The sequence below is a fragment of the Streptomyces sp. NPDC057743 genome, assembly GCF_042798755.1.
Lineage (GTDB): Bacteria > Actinomycetota > Actinomycetes > Streptomycetales > Streptomycetaceae > Streptomyces.
This window is the reverse complement of sequence record NZ_JBHVJX010000009.1, coordinates 22,703-48,883: the sequence shown is the minus strand read 5'-3', so window position 1 is coordinate 48,883 and position 26,181 is coordinate 22,703. Positions and strand designations below refer to the sequence as shown.

The following is a 26,181-nucleotide window of genomic DNA, read 5'->3' as shown; positions in this document are numbered from 1 at the left end:
GCGGTCCACTTGAGTCCTTCACGTCCGTCCTGCGTCCCGGCACGGCACGGCTCATCGCGAGGTTGGGGGGATTCCTTGACGCGGGCCCGAGCGCGGGCGTCTCCCTTCGCCGCAGACCGGGTTCCGAGGTGAAGGGGTAGGGGAGGGCGCGGCGCCCCGGGGGACGGTGGCAGATCCGCGCGCCCCGTCATGACGCGCTGTCCCCAGGTCGTCGGGTCGTCGGGTTGTCCGGGTACCACCGTAACGATCACACGGCCGAATCTGGAGGCCGACTTCTGGCCACCGGAGCCTCAGGAGTCACTTTCTGCCAACCTTTCACTCTTACTGCCAGTCATATGCAGTTGCGATTCCTTTGCGAAACCCTGGTTTCGGTGGTCCGAAGGCCGGGCACCCCCACGGCGTTGCCGGTGGCAACTGCGTTAAGTTCGCGCCCGGATTCGCCTCCTCGGCACATAGTTTTCGCCCGAACTCCGGTTGGTGTGAGAAGCAACATGTGCAACGGTGCCGACCGATCTGGCGCGAACTGCACCGCATTGCCCCCGCACTTTCGTGGGTGGCTGGTACATATGGTTGACCCGGAGTCGGCGGTGCCGCACGTCAACTTCCACCCCCCACCCTCGACTTCGAGCTCTCACCCCGTGCCGGCCGCAGACGGCACGGGTCATCCGCCAGGGCACCGCTCCGGTATTCGGCTCTTGTCCCGCGTCAACGGGAACCAACTCAGGGTCCAGGATCGACGTCGGCCATTAAGAACATCTCTGGAGAGCGACGATGGAGTTTACTGTCTTGGGGCCCTTGACCATGTCCCAGAACAGCGCTCGACTTCCCCTCGGCAGCACCAAACAACAGATTCTCCTTGCGTATCTCTTACTGCACGCCAACCGACAGGTGACGGTGACCGAAATCAGCGACGCCCTGTGGGGCGCGCATCCGCCGGTATCCGCCGTGAAGAACATCCAGCTCTATGTGGGACGCCTGCGCCGCACGCTGGCGGCGGCCGAGTCCGAGCCGCGGCTGCACACCGTCGGCAAGGGCTACCTCCTCACCGCCGACGAGGACGAGATCGACCTCCGGCGCTGCCAACGGCTCATGCGGTACGGCAACGCCGCCTGGCGCGCCCAGGATTGCGAGCGCGCGGGCACGTTGTTCGCCGAGGCGCTGGGTCTGTGGCAGGGCCGGCCGCTGTCCGCCCTCATGGGCACGGTCGCCATGGCGGCGGAGATCCGATGTCTGGAAGAGCTGCGGCTGCTGCTGTCCGAGAACTACTTCGAGGTGCTCCTGGAGACCGGCCGGCACCGGGAGATCCTGCCCGACCTGCAACGCCTGGTCGAGGCCCATCCGCAGCACGAACGCCTGCGGTTCCAGCTGATGTTGGCGCTCAGCCGCTCCGGCGACCGGCTGACGGCGCTGACCGTCTACCGGGAGGGCTACCGCCTCCTGGTCAAGGAGCTCGGCATCGAACCCTGCCGGGAACTGCGCGAGTTGCACGACTGGATACTGAGCGACACCGTGCCCACACCGCTCCCGCGCCGGCCCGGCCCGCCGGGCGGCCGCGACCTGCCGCCCGACGTCAACGCCGACGTCATCGACGTCACGCTCTCCCCGCTGCACTGACCCAACACCCCCTGGACGCGCCCGGGTTCACGGAACTGGCCTTCGGCCGGTGCCGTGCACCCGGGCGTTGGTCATGCCTCCGCGGCCAGCGTCTCGACGGCCCGGGACACCCCCTCCCAGCCCCCGGCACGGACCGCCAGGAAGTCGGCGACCTCGGCGAACGCCATCCGTTGGGGCGGCACCGCGATCCGCAGCGCCCCGGACAGTCGGGCGATCGCCTGCTGCTCCACCGCCTCGCAGGCGGTCGCCAGGGCCGCCGCCGGCGCCGCGGTGGGCGTCGCGAACTGCCGCCAGTAGCCGGCCGCGTGATCGAGGCAGCCGCTCAGGTTGATCCCCTTCAGCAGGGACACGGCCAGCTCGTCGGCGAGCCGTCGCGCGTACCGCCGCGGGCCGCGGCTGCCCGGCGTCACCCCGAACAGCGACAGCAACGCCAGGGTGCGCACCCGGTCGTTGACGACGCCGCCGTCCTTGACGCCGGCGAGATAGATCGGCGAGAGCGCCGCGTGGTAGCCGTGCACGCCGGTCGCCGTCGACAGGATGCGCTCCAGGGAGAAGCCGCAGTCGATCACGGTCAGCGAGCGCTCCGCGGCGTCCGCGACGCGGTAGTACCAGTTCAGCTCGCCGATCTCCACGCCGGCGCAGTTCACGTCGGCCCGCCGCCCCTCGTACGGCCCGTACGCGCAGTCCTCGTCGGTGAGCGCGATGGTCACGTCACGGGCGTGGATGCCGAGGGCCGACAGGCCGTCCAGCCAGATGTCGAGATGGTGCGCCAGGCGCTCCACGAGATCCGGCCCGCCCACCTCCAGGGACGAGAGGTTGACGAACGAGGAGGAGACGCCGTCCTCCCGCCCGGCGGTCGGCAAGTACTGCCAGCGCACGCACGGTTGGGCCAGGACGTACGGGCCGACGGGGGCCGGCGCCCCGTCGTGCACCACCGGGTCGAGGTGTTGCAGGGCCGAGACGACCAGATCGGTGTCGCGGGCCGCGCTCTTGAGGTCCGGCATGGCCGACGGGGGCACACCGCGGCCCGCGAGGGCGCGGCGCAGGCGCTGCCACTGCATCGACGGCGGCCGGGGCGGCTTGGCCGCGCCCCGCACTTCCGGGTCCGCCGGACGGGAACCGGGGCACCAGGGGCTCTGGCAGGACCGGTGCCACTTGCTGAAGTAGGTGCGTCCGCAGTGGTCGCACCGTTCCCGGAACCACTTGTTGGCGAGGAGGTAGTCGGATAAGGCCGCGTCGAAGCGCGATGTGGCAGCGTGGGTCATGTCTCCTACCGGACCATGGGGCGCTGTTGTTCCACCGGGCGGACCGGGATGAGGTCGGTGCCGAGGTACGGCGCCAGGAGCTTGGGCACCCGGATAGAGCCGTCCTCCTGCTGGTAGTTCTCCATGATCGCGATGATCAGGCGGTCGCAGAACCCGGTGGCGGAGATGGTGTGCGGGAAGCCCTTCTCCCCGTCGATCTTGTAGCGGATGCGGCCGCGCCGCGCCTGGAAGTCCCCCATGTTGGTGTTGGAGGTGGTCTCGCGGTACCGCTCCTGGAACGGCAGCCAGGCTTCGGTGTCGTACTTCATGCGGCCGGGCGCACCCAGGTCCTGCGAGCCGGTGAGCACCACCTGGTAGGGAATGCCGAGCTCACGCATCAGCCATTCCTCGTTCTCCAGGCAGAGTTGGTGGTAGTGCTCGCTCTCGGACGGGTGGCAGTAGATGAGCTGCTCCAGCTTGTAGAACTGGTGCACCCGCAGGATTCCGGCGGTGTCGCGGCCGTAGCTGCCGGCCTCGGTGCGGAAGCACATCGAGTCGCCGAGGTAGAGCAGCGGGAGCTGGGTGAGCATCTCACCGACGTGCATGCCGAGGAGGGACTGCTCGCTGGTGCCGATCAGCGACAGGTCGGAGTCGTTGACCGTGAAGTTGTCCTTGTCCTGGAACGGCAGGTAGCCGGAGGCGAACAGGGTCTCCCGGCGGGCCAGGTAGGGCGGCGAGACCAGGTCGAAACCCTGCTCGCGGGCGCGCTTGGTGAACAGGTCGGTCAGCGCCATGCGCATCTGGACCGCCTCGTTCATCAGCAGGTAGAAGCGGGAGCCTGCGACGTTCACCCCGCGCGGGATGTCGATGGTGGCGGTGAGCCGGCCGAGTTCCTCGTGGGAGCGGGGGGCGAAGTCGAAGGTGGTCGGCTCCCCGACGACCCGGACGACCTCGTTCTTCTCCTCGCCGCCCACCGGGACCCGCGGGTCCAGCATGTTGGGCAGCCGCTCCAGGATGTGCCCCAGCTTCTCCTCGATGCCCTCCAGTTGGGTCTCCAGGCGCGAGCGGTCCTCCTTGAGGGCGTTGGCCTTGCGCCGGTGCTCGTCCTTGTCGGTGGCGTTCTTCCACTCGCGGCCAAGTGCCGTGATGTTGTGCCGAGTTTCGTCGAGGAGGCCGGTCGTCTCGCGGCGTTCCCGATCGAGCGAGACGATCTGCTCGATGTCCACTTCGTATCCGCGGCGCGCACAGTTCTCGGCTACGGCATCCGGATTCTGGAGAATGAACTTCAAGTCAAGCAACGGTTTACCCTAACGATGTTCTGTCTCGGCTCGGGGCTCAGCGCCGACCAGGCCGAGAAAGTTCCCATAAGCGGCCAACTCGGCGTCGGCGACGGCACCCCAGGAGCTGTAGCCGGTGGCGAATTCCGTGGCCGCGGTGCTGGCGGACTCCAGCGTGTGCGCTGCGAGAAGGCTGTGGAGTTCCCCCGCCATGAGCGAGCGGGAGGCGAACGGCACTCGACGAACCGCTGGCGTGGTGCCGTAGACCGCGCGGGTGAACGGCACGTCGTAACAGACCGCCGGCAGGCCGCCGGCCAGCGCTTCGAGCAGGCACAGAGAGAAGGTATCAGCCGAGATCGACGGGTAGCAGAACGTTCTGGCGGAGCCAAGGGCGCGGTATTTCTCCTCGCCGGTCAGCCATCCGGCCAGGTGGATCGCGTCGCGCAGCCCGTAACGGTCCCGGGCCGCCAGGAACTTCCGTTCGACGGCGGCGTTCTCGAAGGAACCGATGACGATCATGCGGGCCTCGGGCCGCAGCCGGCGCAGTCGGCGCATCACGTCGAGCAGGTGGAACAGCCCCTTGCCCGCGGTGAGTTTGGCCATGAAGGCCACGTCGTAGGTCTTCTCGACGTCGGCGGCGGACTGGATGGCGTCCAGGTCGACGGCGTATCCCGGAAGGGCGTGGACGGTGGGGGCCTGCGGGAAGTAGCCGTGCAGATAGACGCTGACGGTCTGATTGATCATCACTCGGGGCAACGTCCGCAACAGCCCCACCTGGTGGACATGGGTGAAGAGGTAGCGCAGCGCGTGGCCCCGGCGCTCGGTGGCCACCCTGCGGCACAGGTCCCAGGCGAACGAACGGGTCGGGCGGGCCATCGCGTCCAGGAACGGCACCGAGTGCGGCATCACCAGGAACGGGACGCCCGCGCGCGCCAGGACCGGCGGCAGCGCGTGCATCAGGTCCCAGATCTCCCGATAGAGCACCACGAGGTCGGGCCGCTCGTGGCGGACCAGGCCCTCGATCCGGCCGACGAGCCCGGGCAGGTCGACCACGCTCCAGCCACGCATCGCGAACGGCAGCGGATGGGCGCGGACTTGACTGGTCTCGATGGCCCGGCGGCAGGTCTCGTCGGGCTCCCCGAGCATGCCCACCACGACCTCGGCGCGCCGGCTCAACTCCGGTAGCACGCTGGCGAGTCGGGTGACCGGGCCGCGCCCGCTCTCCACGTCGACGTCGCTGATCAGCAGGATCTTCATGCCGCTTCACGCTCCAACTCCCCGCTGCGGGCCCGGTCTGCGAGCAGGTCGCAGGCGCGGGCGGCGAGGGCCATGGTGGTCAGGGTCGGGTTCTGCCAGCCGGCGGTGGGGAAACAAGCGGCGTCGGCGACGAGGACGTTGGGGACCCGCCAGAGCCGGTTGTCGGGGCCCACGACGGAGGTTTCCGGGTCGTCCCCCATGGCGGCGCCGCCCATCTCGTGGACGGAGGACCCCGGCGCCAGCGGTGCGTCGGCGACCTCGGTGAGCTGGAAGCCGGCCGCCTCCGCCATCTCGGTCATCGCGGCGATCTGGTGGGCGAACATCGCGCGCTCCGGCGCGTGGTGGGCGAGCCGGACGTGGGCCTGCGGGATGCCCCAGGCGTCGGTGGTGTCGGCGAGAGTGATGCGGTTGTCGGCCCGGGGGAGCACCTCGCCGCTGGCCCACATGCGAAACGGCACGCCACCGCTGGCCGACGCCCACCGGGCGCTCCCGGCGTTGAGCGGCAGCGTCTCCGGGGCGAAGACGGTGATGCCGTAGCCGCCCGGGAAGCCGCGGTCCGCGCCGGTGGCGAAGTCCGGGATGTGGCACACGGGGACGAAGCCGGGCTCGGTGCGGGGGCGGGGCGCCGCGTCCAGGTCGGGGACGGTGCCGCTGACCGTGGCCCCGGCGAGGTGGTCGAGGAAGTAGCGGCCGAGCCGGCCGGAGTCGCCGCCGAGCCCCTCGGGGTGGTGCCGGGTGCGGGTGTTGAGCAGGATGCGGACGGTCTCGATGGCGGAGGCGCACAGCACGACGGCCCCGGCCCGCTCGCGGTGGGTGGCGCCGGTGCGGCGGTCGACGAAGACAACTCCGGTGGCGCGGCTGCCGGTTGCGTCCAGTTCGAGGTGGGAGACGACCGCGTCGGGGCGCAACCGGACCCGCCCGGTGCGCTGCGCCGCGGAGAGCACCGCCCCGGCCTCGCCCCGGGCGACCCGGCTGGTGACCAGCTGCCGCTCGGGCCACCGCGCGCCGATGGCCGCGGCCAGCCGGGCCTCGCCGCGGGTCATCGGCTGCCGCTGGCCCGCGGTGGGCGGCGGCGCGGCCGGTGAGTGCTCGCCGCCGCCGGTCACCTCCAAGAACGCCTCGACCCGGGAGTAGTACGGGTCCAGGGTGTGGTGCCGGATCGGCCAGGCGAAGCGGCCTTGGCCGGCGGCCTCGGTGGCGGCGCCGCCGAACTCCCGGTCGGACATCCGCAGGCACACCCCGGCCCAGAGCGGCAGCCGGCCGCCGAGTTGGCGGGAGCGGAACCAGTGGTACGGCAGCCCGTCCGGCGTCCGGTACGGGTTGTCGAGGTCGTCGACGAAGAGGTGGCTGTTGGCCGGCTCGTAGGCGGAGCAGCGGGACTGGACCGGCTGCCGGCTGCCGTCGTGCGCGGCGCGGTCCACCCGGAGGTCGCCGGCGACCAACGGGCCGGCCTCCAGGACGAGCACCTCGATCCCGCGCTCGGCGAGCGTCTTCGCGGCCCAGCCGCCGGCGGCACCGGAGCCGACGACGAGGGCGTCGGCGGTCATCGGGCCACCGCCCGGCCGGCGTTGCTGCGGTCGGCGGGCCGGTCGAACTGGCGCCGGCCCTCCGCCACCAGGCGCCGCAGCGCCTCCTCGTCCAGCACCAACGGCTCCAAGTACGGCGCCTCGGGGAAGACGGGGAGCGCGGTGGTGTCACCGACCGGCGGATGCGGACCGGCGAGCCAACGGGCCACCGACCCGAGCAGCCCGTGGCCGACCACGAGCCGCGGCCCGGGCAGCGCCAGGCAGCCCAACAGGCCGTCCAGCATGCGCAGTACGCAGCCCCGCCAGGATTCGGTACCGCCCGGCGGCACCGCGTCCCAGCCCGCCTCGACCAGCCAGGCACCGTACGTCAGCCAGGGCCCGCCCTCGAAGGAGCCGTAGTCGACCTCGTTGAGGCGGTGGTCGGGCGACATCGGCACCCGGCCGCCGGGCAGCAGCAGTTGGGCGGTCTGCAGGGTGCGGCCGAAGCCGCTGGTGCGGCAGGAGGCGATGTCGGCGAGCCAGTCGGTGTCGGCGTACTGCCGGCAGGCGGCGCGCCCGGCGTCGTCGAGGGGGATGTCCACGTGCAGGGCGCCGTTGACGACGTGATGGGCGCTGTAGGCGGTCTGCGCGTGGCGCACGAGGTAGGTGGTGTTGGCGTCGCTGTTCACAGGGGGTCCCCTTCGGCCATCGACACGGGCTGGAACTCGGACACCGGTTTGTCGGTGAGGCCGAGCAGGCGGGCTACGGCGGCGACGCAGCGCCGGGCCGCGTGACCGTCGCCGTACGGGCTGATCGCGTTCGCCATGGCGGAGTGCCGGGCGGCGTCCCGCCAGAGCGTCTCGATGCCGTCGCGTACCCGCGCCGGTTGGGTGCCGATCAGCAGCACGCCCCCGGACGCCACGCCCTCTTGACGCTCCGTCACCTCCCGCAGGACGAGCGCGGGTGTGCCCAGGCCGGTGCACTCCTCCTGCACCCCGCCGGAGTCGGTGACCACCAGGTGGGCGCGCTGGATCAGCTTCAGGAAGGTGGCGTAGGGCTGTGGTGGGACCACGATGACGTTGTCGCGGTCGCGCAGCGCGGGTATCAGCGCGGCCCGCACGGTGGGGTTGGGGTGCACGCAGGCGACCACCAGCATGTCCGGGTGGCGGTGGGCGACCTCGGCCACGGTCTGCGCGACGCGCTGCATGGACGCCCCCCACGACTCGCGGCGGTGGGTGGTGAACAGCAACAGCCGGCGCGGGTCGGTGTCCAGGGCCGCCAGGTCCGGGTCGGTCCAGCCCGGGGCGGTGTCGAGCATCTCCCGCATGGCGTCGATGACGGTGTTGCCGGTGACCACGACGGTGTCCGGCGACACGCCCTCGGCCAGCAGGTTCGCCTTGGCCTCCGGAGTGGGGGCCAGGTGCAGGTCGGTGACGAGCGAGGTGACCCGCCGGTTGATCTCCTCCGGATAGGGCGCCCATCGGTTGCCCGACCGCAGACCCGCCTCGACGTGCGTCAGCGGCACCATCCGGTAGAAGGCCGCGAGGCTGGTGCTCAAGGTGGTGGTGGTGTCGCCGTGGGTGAGGACGGTGTGCGGCCGGCACTTCTCCAGGGCCTCGTCGACGGCGCTGAGCATCGCACCGGTCAGCTCGGCCAGGGTCCGGGTGACCCGGCGCACGCCGAGGTCGAGGTCGGGGGTGATGTCGAACTCGGCCAGCACCTGGTCGAGCAGGTCGGTGTGTTGCCCCGTCGAGATCACGACCGGCTCGAAGTCCGGGTTCCGGTCGAACTCCCGGATGAGGGGGGCCATTTTGATCGCCTCCGGCCGCGTACCCACGACCAGTGCGACACGGCGTTGCATGGGTGCTCCCTTGTGTGCCACGGGCGACCCGACGTCCATATCTCGTGCGCCGGTCGGTCAGACGAGCAGGCGGATCCAGTTCTCGGGAATCGTTTGGCCCGCCTTGATGCGGTCGAAGTAGGCGAGCGCCTGGTGGGCGAACATGGCGCACCAGGTGTTGTAACGGGCCCCGGCGTTGCCGGTCCGGTCGAACCACGTCCCGCCGTGCGGGTCGACGTGGCTGATCAGGACTCGGGCGATCTCGTCGAGGCGGTCGGCGTGCCGCCCGTCGAGTTCGCCCCGCCCGGCGAGCACCGCGCCCACCCGGAGTGCCTGCGCCAGCACATCGCTGCGCACCCGGCTGGACGGGTCAGCGGCCGCCTCGTGCAGCACCCCGCCCACCGCGTGGTCGAGCAACTCGTGGTAGCCGTGCAGGAGTTCGTCGTGGTACTCGGAGTGCCCGGCCACCTCGGCCTGGAGCAGGCCCTCCAGCGCGTACAGCGCCGGGTGGCTCATCGCCGGCAGTCGCCCCTTCAGGCCGGGTGCGTGCCGGGCCAGCGTCGCCCGCGCGGCCCGCACCGTCGTGGAGTCCTCGCCCGGGCCGGCCAGCGCGAGGGCGCCGCCGGCGACCTTGAGCAGATGCGGCCCGGGCACGGTCGACCAACGGTCCGGCAGCGCACCGGCGTTGGCGTGCGGTAGGCAGGAGAGCCAGGATCCGTCGGCGTCCCGCAGGGAGTCCAGCAGCGCGGCGGTGTCGGCGCGGGCGCGCCGGACGGCCGGCAGGTCCGGCGCCCCGGTGGCGGCGAGGCCGCGGTGGACCATACCGAGGTCGAAGGCGAACAGCGCGGCGTTGCGCCAGTCGACGTCCGGCTCGGCGCTGGGGCCGAGGTAGTCGCGCGTACGGGGCCCGCCGGGGCGCCCGAGTTCCCGCTGGAGCCAGTAGGCGGCCGCGCCGTACCGCTGCGCGATGTCCTCGTCGGTGTCCGGCTCGCTCTCCGCGACGAACGCCAGCCAACTCAGGTAGTAGCCGGTGATCTCCGGATAGACGTACTCGCCCGCGGTGCTGGCGCCGCGCCCGCCGACGACGCCGCCGGCGTGCGGGCCACGGGTGATCTGCGGACGGTCCAGCAGCCAGCGGCGCAACGCGCTGGTGTGAGTTTCCATTACCGCTCTCTCTCCGGCCCGGCCGGTGCGTCGGCCGGGGCGAGCCAGACAGGACGCCGCCGGCGGCCGGCGGGCCCTGCGACATCACGGACTTGACGGTGGCCTCGATGCGATACCGGCCCGCGCCGCCGGCAAAGGCGTCGCCGCGGCGGGCGGTGCGGTTATTCGTCGAGGAGCGCACGGTAATTCTCGACAGATCGCCGATGCTTATGTCAAGCGCCGGATGGTGGCTCAAAGTCCGGCTATACCAAGGGTATTGCGAGGGTATACCGCCGATATCCCACCGCTATACCGCAGTTATACCGGCGGTAGGTAGTGTCGGCGACATGACGGATCCACTCGCGGCGAAAGTGCGGGAGCTTCGCATTGTCGGCCTGCCCCGTCCGGTGCCCAAACGCATGAGTGTCCAGATCACCAATCTGTGCAACTCCCGGTGCACGATGTGCTCGATCTGGGAGATCTACCGGCAGAACAAGGGGCTCTATCACGAGGAACTCACGGGTGCGGAATGGTTTCGGGTCGTGGACCGGGCCATCGACCACGGCGTGACGTCCATCGACATCACCGGAGGTGAACCCTTCCTCAAGGAAGGGGTGGTGGACCTACTGTCCCTCATCGTCAGACGGACCGGTTTCACCGCGGTGACCACCAATGCGCTCCAACCGGTGCGCATCCTCGGCATGGTGGAGTCCGTGCTGGCCCAGGCGCCCGCCGACTCGCTGTTCGTGGTCAGCGTCTCGCTGGACGGCTTCGCCGATACCTACGCCGAGATCCGCGGGGTCAAGAAGGGCTTCGACCGCGCCGAACGGCTCCTTCGCGGCCTCGGCAAGCTGCGCGAGCGGTATCCCCAGCTCAACCAGCAGATCAGCTTCACGATCATGGACTCCAACGTCGACGAGCTGCCCGACCTCATGGCGTACGCCCTGGAGAGCGGGCTGATCCGCGAGCCCGACGACTTCACCTTCCGGCCGGTGGCCTCCGGGCACTATTACGCCCAGGAGAACAACGTCGAGAACCGCGACAAGCTGGTGCGGACCGTGAACGAGCTGCGCGAGAAGTACGACTTCAAGCGCACGCTCCCGTTCATCGAGAAGATTCCGCAGAGCGTCACCGAACCCGGTCGGATGATTCTCCCCTGCTATGCGATGTTCGCCTCGATGTGGGTCGACCCCTACGGCGGAGTGGCGCCCTGCGTCACCATGACCGAAGACGTCCTCGGCAACGTCAAGGACCACGACCTCGATATCCTCCCGGTCTGGAACAGCCAGCAGGCGCAGGACAGCCGCGACAAAATCGGCAAGGACAACTGCGCGATCTGCTGGACGGACTGCCAGGCCATGGAGAGCATCGAATACGAATCCGCGGGCACTTCGTAACGCACCGCGAGACCGACCATTACTTGCCGGGTGAACTGACCGGCTCCCTAAGGCGATTCGCCCCGTCAAACGCATTCCATCCTGGGCGCATTTCAGCGTAGTCGACACATCCTCCTTCGAACTCTGGGAGAACTGCCTTGCTCCGCACCACGAATGAAATCGACGGCAGCAACGTTGTCATCGAGCTGGGGGGCTGTGTGCCCAGCCGCGTTTCCATGGTCGAGCGCAAGGGGCTCGGCCACCCCGACACGCTCTCCGACCACCTCGCCGAGCGCCTCTCGCAGGTCTACAGCCACTACACCCGCGAGCGGTTCGGCGCCGTGCTGCACCACAACTTCGACAAGCTGGCGCTGCTCGGCGGGGCCAGCGAAGTCCGGTACGGCGGCGGCGAGATGCGCGACCCGGTCCGGGTGCTGGTCAACGGCCGGGCCGCCTACGCCTGCGGCGGCGAGGAGATCCCGGTCCACCGGCTGATCGAGGACACCGTACGGGCCTTCTTCGACGAGCGCCTGCCCGAGCTCGGCGGCAAGCTGAGCATCGAGTTCAACATCACCAGCAACTCCAGCCCCGGTGCCGTCGTCACCGACGCCAACACCGGCGAGCGCACCCGCTGGTTCGCACCCAGCTCCGTCGAGGACCTGCGCGAGCGCCGGGTCCTGGTGGCCAACGACACCTCGCTCGGCACCGGTTGGGGCCCCACCAACGCCTTCGAGTCCTTCGTCCGCGAGCTGGTGGACCACCTCTCCGGCGACAGCGAGTTCACCCGCGCCCACCCCTGGTGCGGCTCGGACGTCAAGCTCATGGGCTACGCCGACGGCGACGAGGTCGACGTCGTGCTCTGCGTCCCGCAGAAGTCCCGCTTCGTCGCCAACCGCGAGGAGTACCTCGCCAACAAGGACGTCGTGCTGGCCGAGTGCCGGAAGCTCGCGGACCGGCTGCTGCCGGAGATGACCGTGCGCTTCCGCATCAACGTGCGCGACATCCCGGAGAAGGACGAGCTGTACCTGACCTACACCGGCAGCTCGATCGAGTCCGGCGACGAGGGCGTGGTCGGCCGCGGCAACCGCGTCAACGGCCTCATCACCCCGCTGCGCCCGATGAACATGGAGGGCGCGAGCGGCAAGAACCCGGTCTACCACGTCGGCAAGCTCTACAACCTCGCCGCGACCCGCCTCGCCAACCGCCTGGCAGAGGAGACCGGTTCCTACACCGAGGTCCACCTGGTCAGCGCCACCGGCCAGCGCCTGGACCGCCCCTGGCGCGTCCTGGTCCGGACCGCCGACACCGACATCCAGACCGACAAGATCCAGGCCATCGTCATGGAATACCTGGACGCCTTCCCCACCCTCACCGACGAACTCGTCAACCAGGGCGTCCTGCTGGCCTGACCACCCCCGGCCCCCTCACCCGGCTCCCCAAGCCCCTCAACGGCCCGCGGGGAGCCGGGTGTTATGGGTTAGATATCCCGGAAGATCTCGATCTGGGCGCCGATCGAGTTGAGGCGTTCGGCGAGGTCCTCGTAGCCGCGGTTGATGACGTAGACGTTGCGGAGGACCGAGGTGCCCTCGGCGGCCATCATGGCGAGCAGGACGACCACGGCGGGGCGGAGCGCCGGGGGGCACATCATTTCCGCGGAGCGCCAGCGGGTGGGGCCGTCGACCAGGACGCGGTGCGGGTCGAGCAGTTTGACCTGGGCGCCCAGCCGGTTGAGGTCGGTGAGGTAGATCGCGCGGTTGTCGTAGACCCAGTCGTGGATCAGGGTCTGGCCCTGGGCGCTGGCCGCGATGGCGGCGAAGAACGGGACGTTGTCGATGTTCAGGCCCGGGAAGGGCATCGGGTGGATCTTGTCCAACGGGGCCTGGAGCTTGGAGGGGCGGACCGTCAGGTCGATGAGCCGGGTGCGGCCGTTGTCGGCGTGGTACTCCGCGCTGCGCTCGTGGTCCAGCCCCATCTCCTCCAGGACGGCCAGCTCGATCTCCAGGAACTCCACCGGGACCCGACGGATGGTCAGTTCCGATTCGGTGACCACCGCGGCCGCGAGCAGGCTCATCGCCTCGACCGGGTCCTCGGACGGCGCGTAGTCCACATCGCGGTCGATCTTCGCGACGCCGTGGACGGTGAGCGTGGTGGTGCCGATGCCGTCGACCCGCACGCCCAACTCCTCCAGGAAGAAGCAGAGGTCCTGGACCATGTAGTTGGAGGAGGCGTTGCGGATGACCGTGACGCCGTCGTGCCGGGCCGCGGCCAGCAGGGCGTTCTCGGTGACGGTGTCACCGCGTTCGGTCAGCACGATGGCGCGCTTGGGGGCGACGCTGCGGTCGACCTCGGCGAGGTAGGTACCGTCGGTCGCGGTGATCTCCAGGCCGAAGTGGCGCAGCGCGGTCATGTGCGGCGTGACGGTCCGGGTGCCGAGGTCGCAGCCGCCGGCGTACGGCAGCTTGAAGTGGTCCATCCGGTGCAGCAGCGGCCCGAGGAACATGATGACGCTGCGGGTCCGGCGCGCCGCCTCCATGTCCATGGCGGCCAGGTCGAGTTGGGCCGGCGGGACGACCTCCAGGTCGTTGCCGTCGTTGATCCAGCGGGTGCGGACGCCGATGCTGCCCAGCACCTCCAGGATCCGGTAGACCTCCTCAATACGGGCCACCCGGCGCAGAGTTGTCCGTCCGGCGTTGAGCAGCGTCGCGCACAGCAGCGCCACGCAGGCGTTCTTGCTCGTCTTGACGTCGATGCTGCCGGACAGCCGGCGCCCGCCGACCACCCGCAGATGCATCGGCCCGGCGTACCCGAGCGAGACGATTTCGCTGTCCAGGGCCTCGCCGATGCGGGCGATCATCTCAAGGCTGATGTTCTGGTTCCCACGCTCGATGCGGTTGACCGCACTCTGACTGGTGCCCAGCGCGTCGGCGAGCTGCGTCTGTGTCCAGCCACGGTGCTGCCGTGCGTCACGGATGAGCCTGCCGATGCGTACGAGGTAGTCGTCTGCCATGGGGTGACCGTATCTCAGATATGAGATGCATGCGTCCATCGCCAGTTGTTCTACTACTATGCAAACAACTGGAGGTCGCCATGAAGGTTGCCATGAACCGATCCACGCCGTCCGGCCCACCGGCCAACGCCCGCCAACGGGGCTGGATCGCCGCCTTGCCGTTCATCCTTGCCACCGTGCTGCTCGGTGGCTGTTACGCCCTGCTCGCCGGCCGGCTGCCCGAACGGCTGGCCACCCACTTCGCCTTCAACGGCCGGCCCGACGGCTACTCCTCGCCCCAGGGCCTCCTGTTGGCGTGCCTGCTGCCGCTGCTCGCCCTGGGGGCCGGCACCGTCCTGCTCGTCCAACGGGGGCTGCCCGCGCGCAGCGTGCGCTGGACCATTGCGACGGGCTCCTTCACCGCCGCGCTCCTCGGCTACCTCGGCGTGGTGACCCTGGTCCGCAACGCCGGCGCCGACCCCACCGGGGTCCGACTGTCGGGCTGGCAGCTCGCCGTGGCCCTGACGGTGGGCGTGGCCGTCGGCGGGCTGGGCTGGTTGCTGGCCGGGGCCGACCCGGAGCCGCCCCGCCCGGAGGCCGGCACCGCGCACCGCCTCCACCTACCCGCCGGCACCCGCGCCGGCTGGACCCGCACCATCAGCTCGCTGCCGCTGGCCGCGACGGCGGGCGTCATGGCGTGCGCCGGGATCGTGTTGGGGGCATCCAGCGGCTGGGGTGCCGGCGTCGCCATGGTCCTCGGAGGACTGGCGGTCGCGGTCCACTGCTCCATGCGGGTGACCGTCGACCGGCGCGGGCTGACCCTGACCCCGACGCTGCTGCCGGTGCCGCTGCACCGCATACCGCTCGGCGAGGTCACCGAGGCCACCAGCCGTCAGATCTCGACGCTCGCCGAGTACGGTGGCTGGGGGTACCGCATCCGGCCCGGCGGCAGCGGCCTGTTGCTCCGTTCGGGGGAGGGTGTGGTGCTGCGGCTCACTAGCGGCCGGGAGTTCGTGGTCACCGTCGACGACTCGGCCACTGCCGCCGCCCTGCTCAACACCTATCTGGACCGCCGGCGTTCCGGCGAAGGAGGCTGACGTGCTGTTCCGCGTCGACCCCGGCTCATCCGTGCCGCTCGGCGACCAGATCGCCGGCTCGGTCCGCGGCGCCATCGCCGACGGCTCGGTCCGCGCCGGCGAACGGCTGCCCGCCGCCCGCGCGCTCGCCGCCTCCCTCGGCGTCAACGTCCACACCGTGCTGCGTGGCTACCAGCGGCTGAAGGAGCAGGGCCTGATCGAACTCCGCCGCGGCCGGGGCGCGGTGGTCACCGGAGCGGCCTCCCCGGCCCGGGCCCGCCTCGGTGAGACCACCGAACGCCTCATCGCCGAGGCCCGAGACCTGGGCCTCACGGACGAGGAGATCGTGCGGGTGGTGCGGTTGGGGTTGGACGGGGGGTAGGCGCCAACGCCTCGGCGGTGGTGGGGCGTTGGGGTGGTGGGTTGGTGGGGCGGAGCGAGACCGGCGCGTTTCGGCCGGGGCGTCACCGTCCGGCGAGCAGGCGCCCGACGCCCCCTCAGCCGTCCGCGCCCCGAACCGCCCGTGGCCTCACCGCCCCACCTCACCCCTCCAGGCCCGACAGGTCCAACCTCGCCAGCCGCACCGGGTCGGCCAGGACGTCGATCTGCACGATCTTCCCGTGCGCCACCGTGAAGCCCATCACCGAGAACGGGCGGCCGTTTCGCAGCGTGACCAGGCCCGGCGCCCCGTTGACCAGGGCCGGGCGCCCGGCCGGCACGAACTGGGCGTAGAACAGGGCCTGTTCGACGACCGCGGCGGCGCCGCGGACCAGCTTGGTCGCGCCCCGTGCCGCGGTGCCGCCGTCGGCGCGCAGCACCACCTCCGGGTCCAGGACGGCCAGCAGGCCCTCGAAGTCGCCGGCGCGGGAGGCGGCGAGGAAGGCGTCGACCACCTCGTGCTGGCGGGCCGGATCGGTGTCCAGGGGTGGCGCGGTGTCCTGGACGCGGCGGCGGGCCCGGCTGGCGAGTTGCCGGGCGGCGGTCGGGGTGCGGCCGACGATCGGGGCGATCTCGTCGAAGGGGACGGCGAACATGTCGTGCAGGACGAAGGCGAGCCGTTCCGCCGGCGACAGCGCCTCCAGGACGACCAGCAGCGCCAGGCCCACCGAGTCCGCCAGCAGCGCCTCCTGCTCCGGGTCGACGCCGGCCGTCGGGCCGATCACCGGCTCGGGCACGTACACCGCCGGTTCGAGCGGGTCCTCGCGCCGCGCCCGCCGGGTGCGGAGCTGGTCCAGGCACACCCGGCCCACGACCGTCGTCAGCCACCCGCCGAGGTTCTCCACCCCGTGCGCCCCGGACCGGCTCAGCCGCAGCCACGCCTCCTGGACCGCGTCGTCCGCCTCGCTGAGCGAGCCGAGCATCCGGTAGGCGACCGCGCGCAGTTGACCGCGCTCCTCCTCGAAGCGGGCGGCCAGCCACTCCTGGCGATCCCCTTCCGCCCGGATGTCCCGTCCCACCTCCCCCGGCCCGTCGCCGGCGGTTGGCCCGGTGCGCTCTTCGCTCATCGCTGTGCTCCTCCGTCGCGGGGCGTCGGCCCACCTGGCGTGCCCCGTGCGCGGCCGATTCTCGCGCCGCGCCCCATGGGGACGACGGGGGAGGGGGCGCGGATGTGACGCGCGACGGCGTCGTGCCGGGTCGGGGCCGTGCGGCCGGCGGCGGGGGAGGCGAGACGGCGCGGTCGGGGCGGCCAGGGCATGACCCGGCAGCAGCGATGTACTAGAGTTATCTCGACATCGAGATATCTGCCGAGAGGCGTACTGCTGCCGTACTAGTGAGGCATACCTAACTTAGGTTCACCTTAGCGGATCGGCGATGAACCCGTGACGGCAGGATTGCGGTGGTACGCGAGAAATCATTGAAGGAGACTGTCGTGTCGGCGAACAGCTTCGACGCCCGCAGCACGCTGCAGGTGGGCGACGAGTCGTACGAGATCTTCCGGCTGGACAAGGTGGAGGGCTCCGCCCGTCTGCCCTACAGCCTCAAGGTGCTGCTGGAGAACCTGCTCCGCACCGAGGACGGCGCCAACATCACCGCCGATCACATTCGTGCGCTCGGCAACTGGGACTCCCAGGCCCAGCCCAGCCAGGAGATCCAGTTCACGCCGGCCCGCGTGATCATGCAGGACTTCACCGGCGTCCCCTGCGTCGTGGACCTCGCGACCATGCGTGAGGCCGTGAAGGAGCTGGGCGGCGACCCGGCGAAGATCAACCCGCTGGCGCCGGCCGAGCTGGTCATCGACCACTCCGTCATCGCCGACAAGTTCGGTACCAAGGACGCGTTCGGTCAGAACGTCGAGCTGGAGTACGGCCGCAACCGCGAGCGCTACCAGTTCCTGCGCTGGGGCCAGACCGCCTTCGACGAGTTCAAGGTCGTCCCGCCCGGCACCGGCATCGTCCACCAGGTCAACATCGAGCACCTGGCGCGCACGGTCATGGTCCGAGGCGGCCAGGCGTACCCGGACACCCTCGTCGGCACCGACTCGCACACCACCATGGTCAACGGCCTGGGCGTGCTGGGTTGGGGCGTCGGCGGCATCGAGGCCGAGGCCGCGATGCTCGGCCAGCCGGTCTCGATGCTGATCCCGCGCGTGGTCGGCTTCAAGCTGACCGGCGAGCTGCAGCCCGGCACCACCGCCACCGACCTGGTGCTGACCATCACCGAGATGCTGCGCAAGCACGGTGTCGTCGGCAAGTTCGTGGAGTTCTACGGCGAGGGCGTGGCCGCCACCTCGCTGGCCAACCGCGCCACCATCGGCAACATGTCGCCGGAGTTCGGCTCCACCGCCGCGATCTTCCCGATCGACGACGAGACCCTCAACTACCTGAAGCTGACCGGCCGCAGCGAGCAGCAGGTCGCGCTCGTCGAGGCGTACGCCAAGGAGCAGGGCCTCTGGCTGGACCCGGCCGCCGAGCCGGACTTCTCCGAGAAGCTGGAGCTGGACCTCGCCACGGTCGTCCCGTCGATCGCCGGTCCCAAGCGCCCGCAGGACCGCATCGTGCTGGCCAACGCCGCCGAGCAGTTCGAGCGCGACGTCCTCAACTACGTCTCCACCGCCGACGAGGCGGGCGAGGAGTCCTTCCCGGCCTCCGACGCCCCGGCCTCCGTCGACGGCGTGCCGTCCAACCCGGTCACCGTCACCGCCCCCGACGGCTCCAGCTACGAGCTGGACCACGGCGCGGTCACCGTCGCGGCCATCACCTCCTGCACCAACACCTCGAACCCGTACGTCATGGTCGCCGCCGCGCTGGTGGCCAAGAAGGCGGTCGAGAAGGGCCTGACCCGCAAGCCGTGGGTCAAGACCACCCTCGCCCCGGGCTCGAAGGTCGTCACCGACTACTTCGACAAGGCGGGTCTGACCCCCTACCTCGACAAGGTCGGCTTCAACCTCGTCGGTTACGGCTGCACCACCTGCATCGGCAACTCCGGCCCGCTGCCGGAGGAGGTCTCCAAGGCCGTCAACGACCACGACCTGGCCGTGACGTCGGTCCTCTCCGGCAACCGCAACTTCGAGGGCCGGATCAACCCCGACGTCAAGATGAACTACCTGGCGTCCCCGCCGCTGGTCGTCGCCTACGCCCTCGCGGGCTCCATGAAGGTGGACATCACCAAGGCGGCCCTGGGCACCGACCAGGACGGCAACCCGGTCTACCTGAAGGACATTTGGCCGACCGAGGCCGAGGTCAACGACGTCGTCGCCAACGCCATCGGCGAGGACATGTTCAACAAGTCCTACAGCGACGTCTTCGCCGGCGACGCCCAGTGGCAGGCGCTGCCGATCCCGACCGGCAACACCTTCGAGTGGGACACCGAGTCCACCTACGTCCGCAAGCCCCCGTACTTCGAGGGCATGCAGATGGAGCCGGCGCCGGTGCAGGACATCGCCGGTGCCCGCGTGCTGGCCAAGCTGGGCGACTCGGTCACCACCGACCACATCTCCCCGGCCGGTGCGATCAAGGCCGACACCCCGGCCGGTCAGTACCTGACCGAGCACGGCGTGGAGCGCCGCGACTTCAACTCCTACGGTTCCCGCCGCGGCAACCACGAGGTGATGATCCGCGGTACGTTCGCCAACATCCGCCTGCGCAACCAGATCGCGCCGGGCACCGAGGGCGGCTACACCCGCGACTTCACGAAGGCGGACGCCCCCGTCTCCTTCATCTACGACGCCTCGCAGAACTACCAGGCCGCCGGCATCCCGCTGGTCGTCCTGGCCGGCAAGGAGTACGGCTCCGGCTCGTCCCGCGACTGGGCGGCCAAGGGCACCGCGCTGCTCGGCGTCAAGGCCGTCATCGCCGAGTCCTACGAGCGCATCCACCGCTCCAACCTGATCGGCATGGGCGTGCTGCCGCTCCAGTTCCCCGAGGGCGCCACGGCGCAGTCCCTCGGCCTCACCGGTGAGGAGAGCTTCTCCATCGCCGGTGTCACCGAGCTGAACAACGGCACCCCCCCCCGCACGGTGAAGGTCACCACCGACACCGGCGTGGAGTTCGACGCGGTGGTCCGCATCGACACCCCCGGCGAGGCGGACTACTACCGCAACGGCGGCATCATGCAGTACGTGCTGCGCAACCTCATCCGCAAGTAAGCACAGCCGCAAGTAAGCGCTACGCCACGGCAGTAGACGAGGGCCGCACTCCCCGAAAGGGGGGTGCGGCCCTCGCGCTCTCTGCCGTTGGCAGTGCCGCCGAGCCGGTCAGGAGATCGGCTTGGCACGCCGCTGCGGTCGTGGGAGGGGGCGGGTTCGGGGGTGTCGCCCTTCCCTCGGGGCGCACGTCGTTGACTCCGGAACCCCAGCAGCCCCTGGATGCCCCGCCAGAGATTACGACCCACCCCCGAGGATTCCCGCGGCACCGGGGCCGGTGACCAGTGAGACCGCGCCCAAGCCCATGGCGACCAGGCTCAGCGTCCCCAGCCACGTGCTGGCATACGAGCTCGCGTCCTGACCCGCGTGGATGGATGCGGCCTTGGCCTTGGCTGCGGAGGTCTGCGCGGAGTTGGCCGAGGCGACCGCGCGACGGGCGGAATCGTACGCTTGGTTGGCCGCGTAGTTCGCCGTGCGGGCGGTGGTCGCAGCCTTCTGGATCAACTTCCCGAGGCCGTCCAGACAGCGAAGGATCCGGTCCTCATTCCTCTCGGACGAGGACCGGATCTTTCCTCCTGTCCCGCCCGCAGTCAGTGCCAACTTCACATCGGCTGCGGGACGGGGATCGTGGTCGCCGGGGCGTTTGTGGCAGTCCCAGGTGCCTGCGGCGGTGGCGACCGTCAGGTTCCGGCTCTCCTCACCTCAGCTGATCTGCCGTCTCCCTTCGGGGAGTTGGCAGCCGGGCTGGCTCCGCTGGAGCGGGGAGCTTGAACACCAGGGTGCGGTAGGTCCAGAAGCGGAACAGTGTGGCGATGCCAATGCCGAGGAACTTGAAGATGTTGTTCTGAAGCGGGCTGTTCCAGTCCAGGGCGTAGGTCGCCGTGTAGAGCACGCCGTTCTCGATGACCAGGCCGACCGCGCTGAATGCGGCGAACAGCGTCAACTCCCTTGTCCGGCCGCCGTTTTGGCGGTCGCGGTAGGTGAAGTACCGCAGCCCCAGGTAGTTGAAGGCGATGGCGACGACGGTGGCTATGACGCTGCATCGAACCACCGCGAGGTCGGTCACTGCCCGGCACAGGTTGAAGACGCCCAGATTGACCAGGACGCCGAGTCCGCCCACCGCGCCGAACTTTGCCAGTTCGCCGATCAGGCGGCGCAGTCGTGCGCCGGCGCGAGTGTGTGTGGAGGAGGTGGATCTCATGTGGCCTTACTTGCTACTTAAGGGCGATTTGCTGTACTTGATCGATTTACTGTAAAAAGAGCGCAAAGGTTGGTGAAACCATTGTGACGTTAACGTATGTCATGAGGAGTGGCGAGTGACGGAAGCGGTACTGCTCGTAGGCGGCAAGGGGACGCGCCTGCGACCGCTGACGATGAACACCCCGAAGCCGATGGTTCCGGCGGCCGGTGTGCCATTCCTGGCACATCAGCTGGCCCGCCTGAAGGAGGCCGGGGTGGATCACGTGGTGCTGGCCACGTCCTACCTGGCCGAGGTCTTCGAGCCGTACTTCGGTGACGGCGCGGCGCTCGGAATGCGGCTGACCTACATCACCGAGAAGGAGCCGCTGGGCACGGGCGGGGCCATTCGATCCGCCGCCGACGCCCTGGAGTCCGGCCCGGCCGATCCCGTGCTTGTCCTGAACGGTGACATCCTCACCGGTCTCGACACCGCTGACCTGGTGCGCCGGCACCAAGCGGCCCAAGCGGCGGTCACCCTCCACCTGACCCGAGTCGAAGACCCGCGCGCCTTCGGATTGGTGCCCACCGACAGCGCCGGCCGGGTGCTCGCCTTCACCGAGAAGCCCACCACCCCCGACGAGATCGTCACCGACCAGATCAACGCCGGGTGTTACGTGTTCCGCCGGGATGTGATCGATGCCATCCCCGCTGGCCGGGCGGTCTCCGTGGAGCGCGAGGTCTTCCCCGGCCTGCTGGCCGACGGGGCCCATCTGCTGGGCGTCGTCGACCGCACCTACTGGCTGGACCTCGGCCGTCCCGACGCCTTCGTCCAGGCATCTGCGGACCTCGTGCGTGGAGTGGTTCGCTCGGCTGCCCTGCCCGGTGTGCCCGACGAGTACCTGGTGCTGCCCGGGGCAAAGGTCGCCGACGGGGCCAAGCTCGGGGGCGGCACGGTCGTGGGCGCAGGCGCCGAGGTGGCTCCGGGCGCCGTGGTCGAGGGGTCGATCCTCCTCGACGGCGCGCGTGTCGAGGAAGGCGCGTGGATCGGCGCAAGCCTCATCGGCGCGAGTGCCCGGATCGGCCCGCGCACGATCGTCGACGGAGCCGTGGTCGGTGACGGAGCCGTGGTCGGTGCGGACAACGAACTGCGCAACGGAGTGCGGGTGTGGTGCGAAACGCACCTGCCGGACGTCTCGGTGCGCTTCTCCGCCGACTGCTGAGACAGGCCGCCCGCACCGAGCCCCAGCCATCCCCCGCCTTCAACGAAAGCAACAAGCCAGTGCCTTCCCCCTCCGCTGCCGCCCCGCGCCCCGCGCGCGACACCGCCAGCCTCCCCGACGCCTGGGCCCGCACCGCCCTGACCGTCGTGATGCCGACCTACAACGAGGCCGAGAACCTGCCCCGTATGACCAAGGACCTGATGGACCTCGGCCTGGAGGGCCTGCGGCTTCTGGTCGTTGACGACAACAGCCCCGACGGCACCGGTCAGGTCGCCGAGCGGCTCGCCGAGCAGTACCCGGGCCGCGTCGACGTACTGCACCGCACCGCGAAGGAGGGACTGGGCAAGGCGTACGCGGCCGGCATGAACAGGGCCGTCGAGGACGGCGCTGAGTACGTCCTGCAGATGGACGCGGACGGCAGCCACCCCGTCGAGTACGTGCCGCAGTTGCTGGGCGGTGCGCTGTCCGCCGGCGCGGGGCTGGTCATCGGCAGCCGTTATGTCTGCGGCGGGCGGCTTGCCCCCGAGTGGGGTCTGCACCGCAGGCTGCTCTCCCGTTGGGCGAACCGTTACGTCAGCGGCGTGCTGCGGACCGGGCTGCGGGACACCACCGCCGGGTTCGTGCTGTGGCGCGCGGACGCGGTCCGCGCCGCCCGCCTGGACGAGGTCCGCTCCAGCGGTTACAGCTTCCAGGTCGAGCTGAAGTACCAGGCAGTCCGCAACGGGTTCACCGCTCTGGAGATACCCATCCACTTCGAGGAGCGCCAGATCGGTGCTTCCAAGATGTCGATGGCGGTACAGGTCGAGTCCGCGATCATGCCCTGGCGCATCCGGTTCGGCTCCCTGAGCACCCCCCGGCAGAGGGCCGGCCGGTGAGCGTCGAAACCGAGCACATACCCGACTGGGTCGAGGACCGGGAGCCCAGCCGGGCCGCGCCCCCGGCGCCGGACCGGCCGTCCGTCGACCGGCGACGGTCCCGGCACCGCCGCGTGGACCGCCGGCTGGCCGGGCTCGCGATGCCCGGTCTGGTAGCCGTGCTCTTCGTCGTCCTGCACGTCTTCGCCTTCCCGGCCTCGCTCTTCTCCAACGACTCCTACCGCTACGCCCGCCAGGCGTACGAGTACCTTGGCGACACCCGCCCGGAGGCCCAGCACAAGGCGCTGGTGGCGTACTGCAAGGACGAGGCGAACCGCAAGTACCGCGCCCAACTCCTCGACGAGATGAGGTTCAAGGGGCCGCGGGACCCCAAGTCGTACCAGCGGTGCATGAAGTCCACCGAGACCTCGGGGCTCAAGCCCAACGACCCGCGCTATGAGCGGATCTTCGAGACCCGGCCCCTCTACCCGCTGCTCGCGGCGCCCTTCGTCGGCGTGATGGGGGCCAAGTCCGGGCTGAGCGCGGTATCCCTGATCTTCACCACTGCCGGCGGCTTCTTCCTTCTCGCCGCCCTGCGCCGAGTCGGACTCTCCCCTGGACTCGCCCTGCTCGGCCAAGTCCTCTACTACGCGACCCCACTGGCGACTTGGGGCACCCTCCCGCTGGCCGAAGGCCCGCTGCTCGCGATGCTGGCGTCGATGCTGTACGGCGCGGTGTGCCTGCTCCAGGGCCGGATCCGTACGGGAGCACTGGTCTACACGGCGTCGCTGGCGGTGTCCGCGGGCGTGAAGTACTCCAGTGCCCAGATGGCCGCGGTCACCATGACCCTGGCCGCCGGCGCCATGCTTCTCTGCGTACGCCGCACGCGGCACCGGGGCACCTGGTGGCTGTTCGGCCTGTCGGCCGGCACCGTGGCGGCCGTCACGCTGATCAGCAAACTTCTGGCGCTGCCCGGCACTTCGGCCACCCTCCAGGACACCTTCAGCAAGCACTGGACCAAGCCTGAGGTCGCTGCCCCCTGGCACGACCTGGCCCACCTCAACGTCAACTTCTGGTGGCAGTGGGCCCAGCAACAGGCCCTCGCTCCCCTGCTCGTCCTCCCGCTGGGGTTGGCCCTGTGGGGACTGTGGCGGCGCTCCGTACCGCTTGCCCTGACGGTCGTCGCACTGGGCGCCACGGGCATCGCCACGGTCGTCGCCCACCCTGTCTACTTCCAGGCGGAGCGCCTGTACGCGGCGGTTTGGCTGATCGTCGCCGCCGGGCTGCCGGTTCTGGTGGACGTAGCCATTCAACGTGCGGTCCGGCGGCGATGTGGGGGCTCGGCCGAGACTCCCGGGCTCCGCCTGGCCGACGGGCTGGAGACTGTCCGGGTGGCCGGCGGCGGTTCCCGCGCGGCCTCGCCCTCGCCGGAGCGCTCAGCGTCGTAACCGGTCCCGCGGCCCTGCTGCCCCGTCCCGGCCAGGCCGACCCAACGGCACGGCGGTCAGCACCGTTTGACGCCCCACACCTCAACCACCTCCACACCTGGAAGACACCACATGCCCGACTACTCTCGCCTTGTCAAGGCGTATGACATCCGCGGCGCAGTCCCCTCCGAGCTCAACACCGACATCGCCGCCAAGGCCGGTGCTCTGTTCATCCGCCTGACCGGTGCCGAACGGATCGTCACTGCGCGGGACATGCGCGACACCTCGCCGGCGTTGGCGGAGGCGTTCGCGGCCGGGGCCAACCGCGCCGGGGCCGAGGTGATCGATGCGGGGCTCGGATCCACCGACTACCTGTACTACTGCTCGGGCAGTTTGGACCTGCCGGGCGTGATGATCACCGCCAGCCACAACCCGGCCGGGGACAACGGCATCAAGCTCTGCCGGGCCGGCGCCGCCCCGATCGGTGAGGAGACCGGGCTGGCGCAGATCCGTGCCTGGCTGGAGAACGACGACATCCCGGAGCCGGCGCCGGTACCCGGCATCACCGTTCGCCGCGAACTGCTCGCCGAGTACGCGGCCCACCTGAACTCCCTGGTCGGACTGGGCGGCATCCGCCGTCTGAAGGTCGCCGTCGACGCGGGCAACGGGATGGCCGGACACACCGTCCCCGCCGTTTTCGACGGCCTGCCGATCGACCTGGTGCCGCTCTACTTCGAACTGGATGGCACCTTCCCTCACCACGAGGCCAACCCCCTCGACCCCAAGAACCTCCTCGACCTCCAAGCACTGGTCAAGGAGTCCGGCGCCGACATCGGCCTGGCCTTCGACGGCGACGCCGACCGCTGCTTCTTCATTGACGAGACCGGCGCGGCCGTTTCCCCCTCGGCGATCGTCGGCCTGGTCGCGGCTCGGGAGCTGGCCAAGAACCCCGGCTCGGCGATCATCCACAACGTCATCACCTCGGCCGCCGCGGTGGAGATCATCCGCGAGCACGGCGGCATCCCCGTCCGCTCCCGCGTCGGACACTCCTTCATGAAGGCGCTGATGGCCGACCACGACGCGGTCTTCGGCGGTGAGCACTCCGGTCACTACTACTTCCGAGACTTCTGGAAGGCCGACACCGGCATGCTCACCGCCCTGCACGTCCTGGCCGCCCTCGGCGAACAGGACCGCCCGATGTCCGAACTGGTCGCCGACTACTCCCGTTACGCCGCCTCCGGCGAAATCAACTCCAGGGTCGCCGACACCACCGCCACGCTCAGCGCCGTCGAGGCGGAGTACCGTGACCGCGACCAGGTCACCACCGACCGCATGGACGGTCTGACCGTCGACTTCGGCGACGGCCGCTGGTTCAACCTCCGCCCCTCCAACACGGAGCCGCTGCTGCGCCTGAACGTCGAGGCCACCGACCCGACGTCGATGGCGACCCTACGGGACGAGGTGCTGGGCCTGGTCCGGGAGCCCGACCGGACGTCTTAAGCAGTCCGCGACCTGGTAAGTGTCCAGTACGCAGGAACCGTGTCGGGGCGGCCAGAGCTGCCGCCCCGACACGGCCGGCGCGCCGTGTGAGCCCCACGGAT

General features: G+C 70.2%; 21 protein-coding genes. 10 read left to right on the top strand and 11 right to left on the bottom strand.

All coding sequences use genetic code 11. The features are described from left to right. The first annotated feature begins 771 nt into the window (after positions 1-771). Positions 772-1,614, top strand: coding sequence for a BTAD domain-containing putative transcriptional regulator (locus ACFVFQ_RS12450; protein WP_383413233.1), 843 nt, complete (start codon positions 772-774; stop codon positions 1,612-1,614). Positions 1,615-1,685: 71 nt separating this feature from the next. Here ACFVFQ_RS12450 and ACFVFQ_RS12445 read toward each other — a convergent pair whose 3' ends face one another. Genes ACFVFQ_RS12445 through ACFVFQ_RS12415 form a run of 7 tightly spaced genes read right to left on the bottom strand, consistent with a single transcriptional unit; the run spans position 1,686 to position 9,901 of the window. Then, the gene (locus tag ACFVFQ_RS12445) at positions 1,686-2,879 is read right to left on the bottom strand and encodes a hypothetical protein (protein WP_383413230.1); all 1,194 of its coding nucleotides are present in this window, start codon (positions 2,877-2,879) and stop codon (positions 1,686-1,688) included. A 5-nt stretch (positions 2,880-2,884) separates the two neighbouring features. After that, positions 2,885-4,147, bottom strand: a complete 1,263-nt coding sequence (serS, locus tag ACFVFQ_RS12440; protein ID WP_383413227.1) for a serine--tRNA ligase — start codon at positions 4,145-4,147, stop codon at positions 2,885-2,887. Positions 4,148-4,165: 18 nt separating this feature from the next. After that, positions 4,166-5,392, bottom strand: coding sequence for a glycosyltransferase (locus tag ACFVFQ_RS12435; RefSeq protein ID WP_383413224.1), 1,227 nt, complete (start codon positions 5,390-5,392; stop codon positions 4,166-4,168). Next, complete coding sequence (locus ACFVFQ_RS12430) at positions 5,389-6,939, bottom strand: GMC oxidoreductase (protein WP_383413221.1); 1,551 nt, start codon at positions 6,937-6,939, stop codon at positions 5,389-5,391. Before ACFVFQ_RS12430 ends, ACFVFQ_RS12435 begins: the two co-directional genes overlap by 4 nt. After that, on the bottom strand, positions 6,936-7,586 hold the full coding sequence (locus ACFVFQ_RS12425) for a histidine phosphatase family protein (RefSeq protein WP_383413218.1): 651 nt from the start codon (positions 7,584-7,586) through the stop codon (positions 6,936-6,938). The genes ACFVFQ_RS12430 and ACFVFQ_RS12425 overlap by 4 nt, the downstream gene beginning before the upstream one ends. Beyond that, entirely contained in the window at positions 7,583-8,758 is a 1,176-nt protein-coding gene (gene wecB, locus ACFVFQ_RS12420) for a non-hydrolyzing UDP-N-acetylglucosamine 2-epimerase (RefSeq protein WP_383413215.1), read from the bottom strand. The genes ACFVFQ_RS12425 and wecB overlap by 4 nt, the downstream gene beginning before the upstream one ends. A 57-nt stretch (positions 8,759-8,815) precedes the next feature. After that, positions 8,816-9,901: a hypothetical protein gene (locus ACFVFQ_RS12415; protein WP_383413212.1), complete on the bottom strand. Its 1,086-nt coding sequence runs from the start codon at positions 9,899-9,901 to the stop codon at positions 8,816-8,818. A 398-nt stretch (positions 9,902-10,299) separates the two neighbouring features. On the opposite strand from ACFVFQ_RS12415, the gene ACFVFQ_RS12410 reads away from it, so the two are divergent. Together ACFVFQ_RS12410 and ACFVFQ_RS12405 are read left to right on the top strand one after the other, a co-directional pair. Further along, a complete protein-coding gene (locus tag ACFVFQ_RS12410) occupies positions 10,300-11,277 on the top strand; it encodes a radical SAM protein (RefSeq protein ID WP_383413208.1) in 978 nt (325 codons plus the stop codon). A 197-nt stretch (positions 11,278-11,474) separates the two neighbouring features. After that, entirely contained in the window at positions 11,475-12,665 is a 1,191-nt protein-coding gene (locus ACFVFQ_RS12405) for a methionine adenosyltransferase (protein ID WP_383413205.1), read from the top strand. A 68-nt stretch (positions 12,666-12,733) separates the two neighbouring features. On the opposite strand, the gene ACFVFQ_RS12400 is transcribed toward ACFVFQ_RS12405, so the two are convergent. Next, on the bottom strand, positions 12,734-14,263 hold the full coding sequence (locus ACFVFQ_RS12400) for a helix-turn-helix domain-containing protein (protein ID WP_383413202.1): 1,530 nt from the start codon (positions 14,261-14,263) through the stop codon (positions 12,734-12,736). A gap of 92 nt (positions 14,264-14,355) precedes the next feature. Between ACFVFQ_RS12400 and ACFVFQ_RS12395 the strand changes: the two genes are divergently transcribed. Both ACFVFQ_RS12395 and ACFVFQ_RS12390 read left to right on the top strand, forming a co-directional pair. After that, entirely contained in the window at positions 14,356-15,339 is a 984-nt protein-coding gene (locus tag ACFVFQ_RS12395) for a DUF1648 domain-containing protein (RefSeq protein WP_383413199.1), read from the top strand. 1 nt (position 15,340) lies between these two features. Beyond that, the gene (locus tag ACFVFQ_RS12390; protein WP_383413196.1) at positions 15,341-15,700 is read left to right on the top strand and encodes a GntR family transcriptional regulator; all 360 of its coding nucleotides are present in this window, start codon (positions 15,341-15,343) and stop codon (positions 15,698-15,700) included. A gap of 160 nt (positions 15,701-15,860) precedes the next feature. Here ACFVFQ_RS12390 and sigJ read toward each other — a convergent pair whose 3' ends face one another. Beyond that, on the bottom strand, positions 15,861-16,823 hold the full coding sequence (gene sigJ, locus ACFVFQ_RS12385; protein WP_383413193.1) for an RNA polymerase sigma factor SigJ: 963 nt from the start codon (positions 16,821-16,823) through the stop codon (positions 15,861-15,863). Between the two features lie 365 nt (positions 16,824-17,188). On the opposite strand from sigJ, the gene acnA reads away from it, so the two are divergent. Further along, positions 17,189-19,903: an aconitate hydratase AcnA gene (acnA, locus tag ACFVFQ_RS12380; protein ID WP_383413191.1), complete on the top strand. Its 2,715-nt coding sequence runs from the start codon at positions 17,189-17,191 to the stop codon at positions 19,901-19,903. A 234-nt stretch (positions 19,904-20,137) separates the two neighbouring features. Here the strand turns inward: acnA and ACFVFQ_RS12375 are convergent, their stop codons facing one another. Then, positions 20,138-20,404 (bottom strand): hypothetical protein, encoded by a 267-nt coding sequence (locus ACFVFQ_RS12375; protein WP_383413188.1) that lies wholly within the window; start codon positions 20,402-20,404, stop codon positions 20,138-20,140. A gap of 193 nt (positions 20,405-20,597) precedes the next feature. Next, the gene (locus tag ACFVFQ_RS12370; RefSeq protein WP_383413185.1) at positions 20,598-21,101 is read right to left on the bottom strand and encodes a GtrA family protein; all 504 of its coding nucleotides are present in this window, start codon (positions 21,099-21,101) and stop codon (positions 20,598-20,600) included. Between the two features lie 115 nt (positions 21,102-21,216). Between ACFVFQ_RS12370 and ACFVFQ_RS12365 the strand changes: the two genes are divergently transcribed. The 4 genes from ACFVFQ_RS12365 (at position 21,217) to ACFVFQ_RS12350 (ending at position 26,080) form a co-directional block, all read left to right on the top strand. Continuing rightward, positions 21,217-22,299: a sugar phosphate nucleotidyltransferase gene (locus ACFVFQ_RS12365; protein WP_383413182.1), complete on the top strand. Its 1,083-nt coding sequence runs from the start codon at positions 21,217-21,219 to the stop codon at positions 22,297-22,299. Between the two features lie 59 nt (positions 22,300-22,358). After that, positions 22,359-23,174: a polyprenol monophosphomannose synthase gene (locus ACFVFQ_RS12360; protein ID WP_383413179.1), complete on the top strand. Its 816-nt coding sequence runs from the start codon at positions 22,359-22,361 to the stop codon at positions 23,172-23,174. Continuing rightward, the gene (locus tag ACFVFQ_RS12355) at positions 23,171-24,601 is read left to right on the top strand and encodes a hypothetical protein (RefSeq protein WP_383413176.1); all 1,431 of its coding nucleotides are present in this window, start codon (positions 23,171-23,173) and stop codon (positions 24,599-24,601) included. The genes ACFVFQ_RS12360 and ACFVFQ_RS12355 overlap by 4 nt, the downstream gene beginning before the upstream one ends. Positions 24,602-24,712: 111 nt before the next feature. After that, complete coding sequence (locus ACFVFQ_RS12350) at positions 24,713-26,080, top strand: phosphomannomutase/phosphoglucomutase (RefSeq protein WP_383413174.1); 1,368 nt, start codon at positions 24,713-24,715, stop codon at positions 26,078-26,080. The last annotated feature ends 101 nt before the right edge of the window (positions 26,081-26,181 follow it).

What these genes read in the sequence shown, in the direction of transcription:
- ACFVFQ_RS12435 (WP_383413224.1), bottom strand. Translation starts at nt 5,392, where the DNA reads ATGAAGATCCTGCTGATCAGCGACGTCGACGTGGAGAGCGGGCGCGGC.
- ACFVFQ_RS12415 (WP_383413212.1), bottom strand. Translation starts at nt 9,901, where the DNA reads ATGGAAACTCACACCAGCGCGTTGCGCCGCTGGCTGCTGGACCGTCCG.
- ACFVFQ_RS12410 (WP_383413208.1), top strand. Translation starts at nt 10,300, where the DNA reads ATGAGTGTCCAGATCACCAATCTGTGCAACTCCCGGTGCACGATGTGC.
- ACFVFQ_RS12430 (WP_383413221.1), bottom strand. Translation starts at nt 6,939, where the DNA reads ATGACCGCCGACGCCCTCGTCGTCGGCTCCGGTGCCGCCGGCGGCTGG.
- ACFVFQ_RS12450 (WP_383413233.1), top strand. Translation starts at nt 772, where the DNA reads ATGGAGTTTACTGTCTTGGGGCCCTTGACCATGTCCCAGAACAGCGCT.
- wecB (WP_383413215.1), bottom strand. Translation starts at nt 8,758, where the DNA reads ATGCAACGCCGTGTCGCACTGGTCGTGGGTACGCGGCCGGAGGCGATC.
- ACFVFQ_RS12350 (WP_383413174.1), top strand. Translation starts at nt 24,713, where the DNA reads ATGCCCGACTACTCTCGCCTTGTCAAGGCGTATGACATCCGCGGCGCA.
- ACFVFQ_RS12400 (WP_383413202.1), bottom strand. Translation starts at nt 14,263, where the DNA reads ATGGCAGACGACTACCTCGTACGCATCGGCAGGCTCATCCGTGACGCA.
- ACFVFQ_RS12395 (WP_383413199.1), top strand. Translation starts at nt 14,356, where the DNA reads ATGAACCGATCCACGCCGTCCGGCCCACCGGCCAACGCCCGCCAACGG.
- sigJ (WP_383413193.1), bottom strand. Translation starts at nt 16,823, where the DNA reads ATGAGCGAAGAGCGCACCGGGCCAACCGCCGGCGACGGGCCGGGGGAG.
- ACFVFQ_RS12445 (WP_383413230.1), bottom strand. Translation starts at nt 2,879, where the DNA reads ATGACCCACGCTGCCACATCGCGCTTCGACGCGGCCTTATCCGACTAC.
- ACFVFQ_RS12370 (WP_383413185.1), bottom strand. Translation starts at nt 21,101, where the DNA reads ATGAGATCCACCTCCTCCACACACACTCGCGCCGGCGCACGACTGCGC.